Raw genomic sequence first — 6,840 nt, 5'->3', positions numbered from 1 at the left:
GGGGACGGGACGGGGACGGGACGGGGGGTCAGCGGGGGAGGGGGCCGGGGCCGTCGCGCAGTTCGAAGACGAGCTGGGTCTCGGTGCCGCGCACGACGGGATGGACGGTGATGTGCTCGAGGACGATGTCGCGGAGCGCCGTCGCGTCCTCCACGGCCACATGCACGAGGAAGTCGTCGACGCCGGCGACGTGGAACACCTGCAGCACACGCGGGACCCCGGCGAGCGCATCGAACAGCGCCGTCACCTTGTCGCCCGTGTGATTCGCGAGCCGCACCTTGATGATCGCCTGCAGCGGGAAGCCCAGGGCCGCGCCATCCACACGGATGCGGGTGTCGCGGATCACCCCGCGCTCGCGCAGGGAACGCACGCGATGCGCGCATGTCGACTCGGCGAGACGCAGGCGGTGCGCCAGGGCTTTGTTCGTGATCTCGGCGTCGCGGGTGAGGACCGCGAGCAGTTCGAGGTCGGTCTCATCGAGTTGTGCTTTCGCCAACCTTCGGCTCCTTCGTCGGGCGGATCCTGCACAGAATAGCGAAACCGACCTGATTCATGGTGGATCCTGTCGACTTCCTGCAAAAGTGCCGCGATTCCGGCAACGTGGAGGCATGACTGCACCGCTGCATCCCGACACCGTCGCCGTCCACAGCGGCCGTTCCGACCTCGAGAGTCTCGGGGTGCACGCGTTGCCGATCGACCTGTCGACGACCAATCCACTCCCCGACATCGAGCGCGGGGGCGACTCGTACGAGGCCATGGCCACAGGTGGCCGCCCACCGGCGGACGGCAGCATGGTCTACGCCCGGCTCTGGAACCCCACGGTCGCCCGGTTCGAGGACGCTCTGGCCGACCTCGAGCACGCCGAGGCCTCGGTCGCGTTCGCCTCGGGGATGGCGGCGATGACAGCCGTGATCCTCGCGCACACCGGCGCGACGGGCGCACGCCACGTGGTCGCGGTGCGTCCGCTCTACGGCGGCACCGATCACCTGCTCGGCTCCGGACTGCTCGGCGTCGAGACCACGTACTGCCATCCCGACGAGGTCGCCGCCGCCGTGCGTCCGGACACCGGCCTCGTCGTCGTCGAGACCCCGGCGAACCCGACCCTCGACATCGCCGACATCGCCGATGTGGTGCGCCAGGCCGGGTCGGTGCCGGTCGTGGTCGACAACACGTTCGCGACCCCGGTGCTGCAGAACCCGATCGATCTGGGCGCCGCGATGTCGCTGCACAGCGCCACCAAGTACCTCGGCGGCCACGGCGATGTGATCGCCGGTGTCGTCGCCTGCAGCGAAGAGACCGCGGAGGCGCTGCGCCGCGTGCGGGCGGTGACCGGGGGGCTCCTGCATCCGCTCGGGGCGTATCTGCTGCACCGCGGCCTCACGACCCTGCCGGTGCGGGTGCGGCACCAGCAGGGGAGTGCGCAGCGGGTCGTGCAGTGGCTGATCGACCGGCCGGAGGTCGCCGAGGTCTTCTATCCCGGGCTCGACGGCGATCCGCGCGGCATCCTGGAACGGCAGATGCGCGGCACGGGGGCGATGATCGCGATCCGGATGCGCGGCGGATTCGCTGCCGCCTCCGCCGTGACGACGGCGACGAGGTTGTTCACCCATGCCGTCTCGCTCGGCGGCGTGGACTCGCTGATCCAGCACCCGGCGGCGCTCACCCACCGGCCCGTGCCGCCCGAGGCCCGCCCGGCCGCCGATGTGCTGCGGTTGTCGATCGGGTTGGAGGACGTCGATGACCTGATCGCGGATCTCGCGCAGGCTTTCGCCGTCGCCGATTCCTCCCGCAACGGCGCGCCGGCAGAGGCCGTTCCCGCGTAGCCGCAGGAGGATCCGCGTCAGAGCGAGGGCAGGCGGATCGTCCCGGTCGCGATGCGCTCGGTCGGCATCCGATCGCGATCGTAGGTGATCTCGTGGTAGCCGTGCGGGGTGGGCACCCCGTCGTCGTCCAGGCTCACGAACACGATCTTCTCGATCGTCAGGATGCGCTTGCGGGTGATCATGTTGCGGGCCACGGCGCGCATCGTCAGGGAGGTCGTGCCGAAGTGCGTCGCTTGCAGGCCGATCTCGATCAGGTCGCCCTGCACCGCGGAGGCCTCGAAGTTGATCTCCGAGATGTGCTTGGTGACGGCGCGGTAATTGCCGAGCTGGACGATCGCGTAGATCGCCGCCTCCTCATCGATCCACTTCAGCAGGCTCCCGCCGAACAGGGAGCCGTTCGCATTGAGGTCTTCCGGGCGCACCCACTTGCGGGTGCGGAAGTTGAGTCCGTCTTCCGACCACTGCCAGGCCGGTGCCTTCTGCTTCGCCATGAGCTCGAGGGTAGGGGTGCCGTGAGTCGGCGATGTTACGGCGCGTTTTCGACATCTGCTCAGGGCAGAGCCGCCCACGGCAGAATCCCGCCGGACGCGGCACGCGAGAGCGGAAGCTGGGGACATGAGCGAAGACAACCCCATCCCGCACTTCGGCCCCGAGGCCCGGCGTGCGCTGTTCCACGAGCGGGTGCTCGTGCTCGACGGCGCGCTCGACGACGACAACGGCACCCTGCTGATGACGCAGCTGCTCGCACTATCGTCCGAGGACCCCGTCGCCGACATCGCCCTCTGGATCCACTCGCCCGGCGGCTCCGTGCCGTCCATGCTCGCGATCCGCGACCTCATGCGACTCGTTCCGAACGACGTCGCGACCCTGGCCCTGGGCCTTGCCTGCAGTGCGGGGCAGTTCCTGCTCTCCGCGGGCACGCCGGGCAAGCGACGCGCCCTCCCGCACGCGCGCATCCTGATGCATCAGGGGTCCGCGGGGATCGGCGGGTCCGCCGGCGAGCTCGAGACGCAGGCCGATGATCTGCGCCACATGCGTGACACCGTGCTCGGACTCATCTCCGCCGACACGGGGCAGCCCCTCGAGCGCATCTTCGAGGATTCGCTCCACGACCGCTGGTACACCGCGACGCAGGCGCAGGAGTACGGGTTCATCGACGGGGTCGTGGCCTCGATCGCCGAGGTGATGCCGCGACGACGCCCGCGGGTCGGACTGGGGGCGGACGCATGAGCAGCTACACGATCCCGAACGTGATCGCGCAGCATCCCCGGGGGGAGCGGGTCATGGACGTGTACTCGCACCTCCTCGCCGAGCGCGTCATCTATCTCGGCACCGGCATCGATGCGGGCGTCGCCAACGCGCTGATCGCCCAACTGCTGCACCTCGACGCCGACAGCCCGGAGTCCGGCATCCAGTTCTACATCAACAGCGAGGGCGGCGACCCCGGAGCAGCGCTGGCGATCTACGACACCATGCGCCACATCCGCCCGCGCATCGCCACGACGTGTGTCGGACAGGCGATCGGACCCGCAGCGCTGCTCGTCGCCGCGGGAGAATCCGGGGAGCGAGCCGCTCTCGCGCACGCGCGCATCGTGCTGCATCAGCCCGCGGGACAGTCCCGGGGTGCGATCCCCGACCTGATCCTCGCGGCGGACGAGGTGGTGCGGGTGCGCTCCGACATGGAGGGGATCCTCGCCGAGCACACGGGTCGCACGGTTCCGGAGCTGCGCGCCGACACCGACCGCGACCGGGTCTTCACCGCATCCGCCGCCCGGGACTACGGCCTGATCGACACCGTGCTGGGCGCGCGCACCTGACGGATGCCGGACGGATGCATGAGTGACGGACGGATGCATGAGTGGCGCGGTGCTCGTGGTCATGCATCCGTCCGCGGCTCATGCAGGTGAAGCACGCCGCAGGGCAGGTGACGCACGCCGCAGGGCAGGTGAAGCACGCCGCCGGGCAGGTGAAGCACGCTGCCGGACGGATGGCTGACGCGCGGGGCTCAGGCGGCGAGAGCGAAGGCGCCGCGCGGGGCCGTGGTGGTCGTGCGGAGTTCCTCGGCGACGGCGCTCGTGAGCTCGATCAGGCTCGTGTCCAGAGCCCCCGCGATGGCGGCGATCATCTCGCTCGACGGCTCCTTCAACCCACGCTCGACCTCGGAGAGGTATTGCGGCGAGAGGCCGGCCGTCTCCGCGGTGGCGGTGAGCGTCTCGTCGCGGTCGTGTCGACGTCGGCGCAGCTGGTCGCCCAGGAGGTGTCGCCACAGGGGCTCGGGTCCGTGGGGCTGTGGACGGTCGGAACGAGGAGTGCGCGGGAACGGGACGATGTCGGCCATGCCTCACGATAAACCGGGGTCTCCGGAGGCTTCGAGCGGTTCTGCTCAGAGCAGAACCGGACCTTCACAGGGCTGCGGTGACTCCCGGCAGCAACTTGCCGAGGATCGCCCCGAGCTGGTCGCGCTCCTCGGGGGTGAGCGGATCCAGCACCAGTTCGCGCACCTGCTCGACGTGCACCGGAGCCGCCGTGCGCAGCATCTCCCGACCGGCAGGGGTGAGAGCGGCCGAGAGGGTTCGCTTGTCGGTGCTGCAGGACGTGCGCTCGACCCAGCCTCGCTCCTCGAGCGAGTCGAGGGCATGGCTCAGGCGTGAGCGGCTGAGCCCCGCGACGCGTGCCAGTTCGGTCATCGTGACGATGCCGTCCCCCTGCCCGGCGAGCGTGACGAGGATGGCGTAGCGGGCGTGGTTGAGGCCGACCTCCTCCTTCAGGGTGCGGTCGAGCACCTGCGGGAGGAGTTGGACGAACCGGATGACGGGGAGCCAGGCGTCCATCTCGGTGTCGTCGAGTCGCCGCGGATGCTGCTGCTCCGCCGTCATGGTGTCCTCCTCGGATGTCACGCCGGGTGTCACGCTGCCGACAGGTCGAGCGTGTGCGCCGTGTGGTCCCTCTTGGCCTGCAGGTAGCGCGAATTGGACTCCGACAGGTGCACCTCGGTGCGCACCCGCTCGGTCACGCGGATGCCGAGTGCTTCGAGCTGCACGGCCTTGTCGGGGTTGTTGCTGAGCAGGCGGATGCCGTCGACGCCGATCGCGTTCAGCATCTGGGCGGCCACGGTGTAGTCGCGCTCGTCCTCGCCGTGTCCCAGGGCGACGTTCGCCTCGTAGGTGTCCAGCCCTGCATCCTGCAGGGCGTAGGCGTCGAGCTTGGCGTAGAGGCCGATGCCCCGACCCTCCTGTCGCAGGTAGAGCAGGAAGCCGCCGTCCTCCGCGATCCGCTCCACGGCTTCGCGCAGCTGGGGGCCGCAGTCGCAGCGCTCCGAGCCGAAGACGTCGCCGGTCAGGCACTCGCTGTGCGGGCGTACGAGCGGAGCCTCCCCGCCCTCGGTCGCGCGTTCGAGCGCTGCACGCCAATCGCCGAGTCCGAGCAGCAGGTGCTCGCGGCCGTCGATGAGTCCGTCGAAGGTGACGACGTCGGCGGTCGTGGAGAAGCCGTCGCCGAAGCGCAGCGGCACCCGGACGCGCGTGCGCTCCGTGGCGACCGGAGCGACGGTTGAAGTTTCAATCATGCCGGGTGCAACGCGCATTCCAGCGGAGTATTCCCCGACCCTCGGATGTCTCCCGGTTGTCTACCTGTCAGGCGGGCGTTCCGCCGGAGTGCGCCGCACGAGCTTCAGCTCGCTCGCGAGGATCCCGAGCACCACGAGTGCCCCGCCGATGAGTGCGGTCACGGGCAGACGCTCCCCGGCGATGCGTCCGATGACGCCGGCCCACACCGGCTCACCCGCGTAGATGATGGTCGCGCGCGTGGGGGAGACCGACTTCTGCGCCCAGTTCATCGTCAGCTGGATCAGACAGCTCGCCGCTCCGAGGCCGACCGCGCAGCCGACCCAGATCCACGAGAACTCCGGCACGCCCTCACCCACCACGGGCATCGTGAGCAGCCCCAGCACGCCGGCCGTCAGCAGTTGGATCACCGTGATGCGGCCGAGATCGACCTTTCCCGCGAAGAGGCTGATCAGGATGATCTCGGCGGCGATCGGCAGCGTGCTGATCATGGTCACGATCTCACCGGTGCCGAGGGTGAGCGCGAAGGCGTCGGGCCCGGCGATGAACAGCAGTCCCACGAACGCCAGCCCCGCGCCGATGAAGGCCATGACCGGAGGACGCGTGCGGAACACGGCCCACTGCGCGAGCGGGACCAGGGGCACGTACATCGCGGTGATGAAGGCGGAGGTGCTGCTGTCGATCGTCTGCAGCCCCTGCGTCTGCAAGCCGTAGCCGAGGTAGATCATCACCCCGATCGCCACGCCCGCGCCGACGTCGCGCCACCGGATCCCGCGCAGCACCCGGCGGAAGATCACGACGCTGATCAGACCCGCGATCAGGAAGCGGATGCCTACGAAGAACCAGGGTCCGGAATGGTCCATCGCCCAGTGCACGAGCAGGAAGGTGCCGCCCCAGACCGCGGTGATCGCGAGGAGCGCGGCCTCCTCCGGGCGGAACCGCATCCAGCGAAGTCGAGAGGGCATCGTGGGCCCTTTCTCGACGTTGCCGGATCGAGCCTAGTGGCCGGAATCCTCTTTCGAATCGCGCAAATGGTCCGATTCCGGCGCCGGATGCGGCCATTCACGCGATTCGAAGGTGAGGACGGGGTGACCCGAGGATTCGGTAGCCTCGCAGCATGAGCGACTTCGTGAGTGCCGTCGAGCTGAACGACCTGTTGACCCGGGGCGCACCGGTGCGTGTGATCGATGTGCGGTGGCGGCTGGATCGCCCGGAGGCGGGGCACGACGACTACCTCACGGGACACATCCCCGGCGCCGTGTTCGCCGTGCTCGACACGGAGCTCTCCACGCACGGAGAGCCCTCGGACGGACGGCACCCGCTGCCGTCGACGGCCACGCTCCAGGCCGCGGCTCGGCGCTGGGGTGTCCGCGCGGGCGACACGGTGGTCGCCTACGACGATGCCAAGGGCGCGGCGGCGGCGCGCGCGTGGTGGCTGCTGCGGCAGGCGGGGG

Annotated in this window: 10 protein-coding genes; 4 read left to right on the top strand and 6 right to left on the bottom strand. The window is 69.7% G+C overall.

Translation table 11 applies throughout. The features are described from left to right. Window positions 1-28 precede the first annotated feature (28 nt). The gene (locus L978_RS16455; protein ID WP_047524371.1) at window positions 29-496 is read right to left on the bottom strand and encodes an Lrp/AsnC family transcriptional regulator; all 468 of its coding nucleotides are present in this window, start codon (window positions 494-496) and stop codon (window positions 29-31) included. A 112-nt stretch (window positions 497-608) separates the two neighbouring features. On the opposite strand from L978_RS16455, the gene L978_RS16450 reads away from it, so the two are divergent. Then, on the top strand, window positions 609-1,823 hold the full coding sequence (locus L978_RS16450; protein ID WP_052193823.1) for a trans-sulfuration enzyme family protein: 1,215 nt from the start codon (window positions 609-611) through the stop codon (window positions 1,821-1,823). A 17-nt stretch (window positions 1,824-1,840) separates the two neighbouring features. Here L978_RS16450 and L978_RS16445 read toward each other — a convergent pair whose 3' ends face one another. After that, the gene (locus L978_RS16445; RefSeq protein WP_052193822.1) at window positions 1,841-2,314 is read right to left on the bottom strand and encodes an acyl-CoA thioesterase; all 474 of its coding nucleotides are present in this window, start codon (window positions 2,312-2,314) and stop codon (window positions 1,841-1,843) included. 124 nt (window positions 2,315-2,438) lie between these two features. Here L978_RS16445 and L978_RS16440 point away from each other — a divergent pair, with 124 nt between their 5' ends. Together L978_RS16440 and L978_RS16435 are read left to right on the top strand one after the other, a co-directional pair. Beyond that, on the top strand, window positions 2,439-3,053 hold the full coding sequence (locus L978_RS16440) for a ClpP family protease (protein ID WP_047524370.1): 615 nt from the start codon (window positions 2,439-2,441) through the stop codon (window positions 3,051-3,053). Further along, on the top strand, window positions 3,050-3,640 hold the full coding sequence (locus L978_RS16435) for a ClpP family protease (protein ID WP_047524369.1): 591 nt from the start codon (window positions 3,050-3,052) through the stop codon (window positions 3,638-3,640). The genes L978_RS16440 and L978_RS16435 overlap by 4 nt, the downstream gene beginning before the upstream one ends. A gap of 188 nt (window positions 3,641-3,828) precedes the next feature. Here L978_RS16435 and L978_RS16430 read toward each other — a convergent pair whose 3' ends face one another. The 4 genes from L978_RS16430 to L978_RS16415 form a co-directional block, all read right to left on the bottom strand. Further along, window positions 3,829-4,161: a helix-turn-helix domain-containing protein gene (locus tag L978_RS16430; protein ID WP_047524368.1), complete on the bottom strand. Its 333-nt coding sequence runs from the start codon at window positions 4,159-4,161 to the stop codon at window positions 3,829-3,831. A 64-nt stretch (window positions 4,162-4,225) separates the two neighbouring features. Beyond that, window positions 4,226-4,699: a MarR family winged helix-turn-helix transcriptional regulator gene (locus L978_RS16425; RefSeq protein ID WP_047524367.1), complete on the bottom strand. Its 474-nt coding sequence runs from the start codon at window positions 4,697-4,699 to the stop codon at window positions 4,226-4,228. Between the two features lie 29 nt (window positions 4,700-4,728). Continuing rightward, window positions 4,729-5,388, bottom strand: a complete 660-nt coding sequence (locus tag L978_RS16420) for a GTP cyclohydrolase II (RefSeq protein WP_047524366.1) — start codon at window positions 5,386-5,388, stop codon at window positions 4,729-4,731. A 60-nt stretch (window positions 5,389-5,448) separates the two neighbouring features. Beyond that, window positions 5,449-6,330: a DMT family transporter gene (locus L978_RS16415; RefSeq protein ID WP_047524365.1), complete on the bottom strand. Its 882-nt coding sequence runs from the start codon at window positions 6,328-6,330 to the stop codon at window positions 5,449-5,451. Window positions 6,331-6,503: 173 nt separating this feature from the next. Here L978_RS16415 and L978_RS16410 point away from each other — a divergent pair. Further along, a partial coding sequence (locus L978_RS16410; protein ID WP_047524364.1) for a sulfurtransferase occupies window positions 6,504-6,840 on the top strand: 337 nt, incomplete at its 3' end.

The sequence above is a fragment of the Microbacterium sp. ZOR0019 genome (assembly GCF_000800925.1).
GTDB classification, from domain to species: Bacteria; Actinomycetota; Actinomycetes; order Actinomycetales; family Microbacteriaceae; genus Microbacterium; species Microbacterium aurugineum.
This window is presented reverse-complemented; position numbering and strand designations above follow the sequence as displayed.

Excerpts from the sequence above, each read along its gene's own strand:
- L978_RS16430 (WP_047524368.1), bottom strand. The coding sequence starts at position 4,161 with ATGGCCGACATCGTCCCGTTCCCGCGCACTCCTCGTTCCGACCGTCCA.
- L978_RS16415 (WP_047524365.1), bottom strand. The coding sequence starts at position 6,330 with ATGCGGTTCCGCCCGGAGGAGGCCGCGCTCCTCGCGATCACCGCGGTC.
- L978_RS16420 (WP_047524366.1), bottom strand. The coding sequence starts at position 5,388 with ATGATTGAAACTTCAACCGTCGCTCCGGTCGCCACGGAGCGCACGCGC.
- L978_RS16440 (WP_047524370.1), top strand. The coding sequence starts at position 2,439 with ATGAGCGAAGACAACCCCATCCCGCACTTCGGCCCCGAGGCCCGGCGT.
- L978_RS16425 (WP_047524367.1), bottom strand. The coding sequence starts at position 4,699 with ATGACGGCGGAGCAGCAGCATCCGCGGCGACTCGACGACACCGAGATG.
- L978_RS16435 (WP_047524369.1), top strand. The coding sequence starts at position 3,050 with ATGAGCAGCTACACGATCCCGAACGTGATCGCGCAGCATCCCCGGGGG.
- L978_RS16445 (WP_052193822.1), bottom strand. The coding sequence starts at position 2,314 with ATGGCGAAGCAGAAGGCACCGGCCTGGCAGTGGTCGGAAGACGGACTC.
- L978_RS16450 (WP_052193823.1), top strand. The coding sequence starts at position 609 with ATGACTGCACCGCTGCATCCCGACACCGTCGCCGTCCACAGCGGCCGT.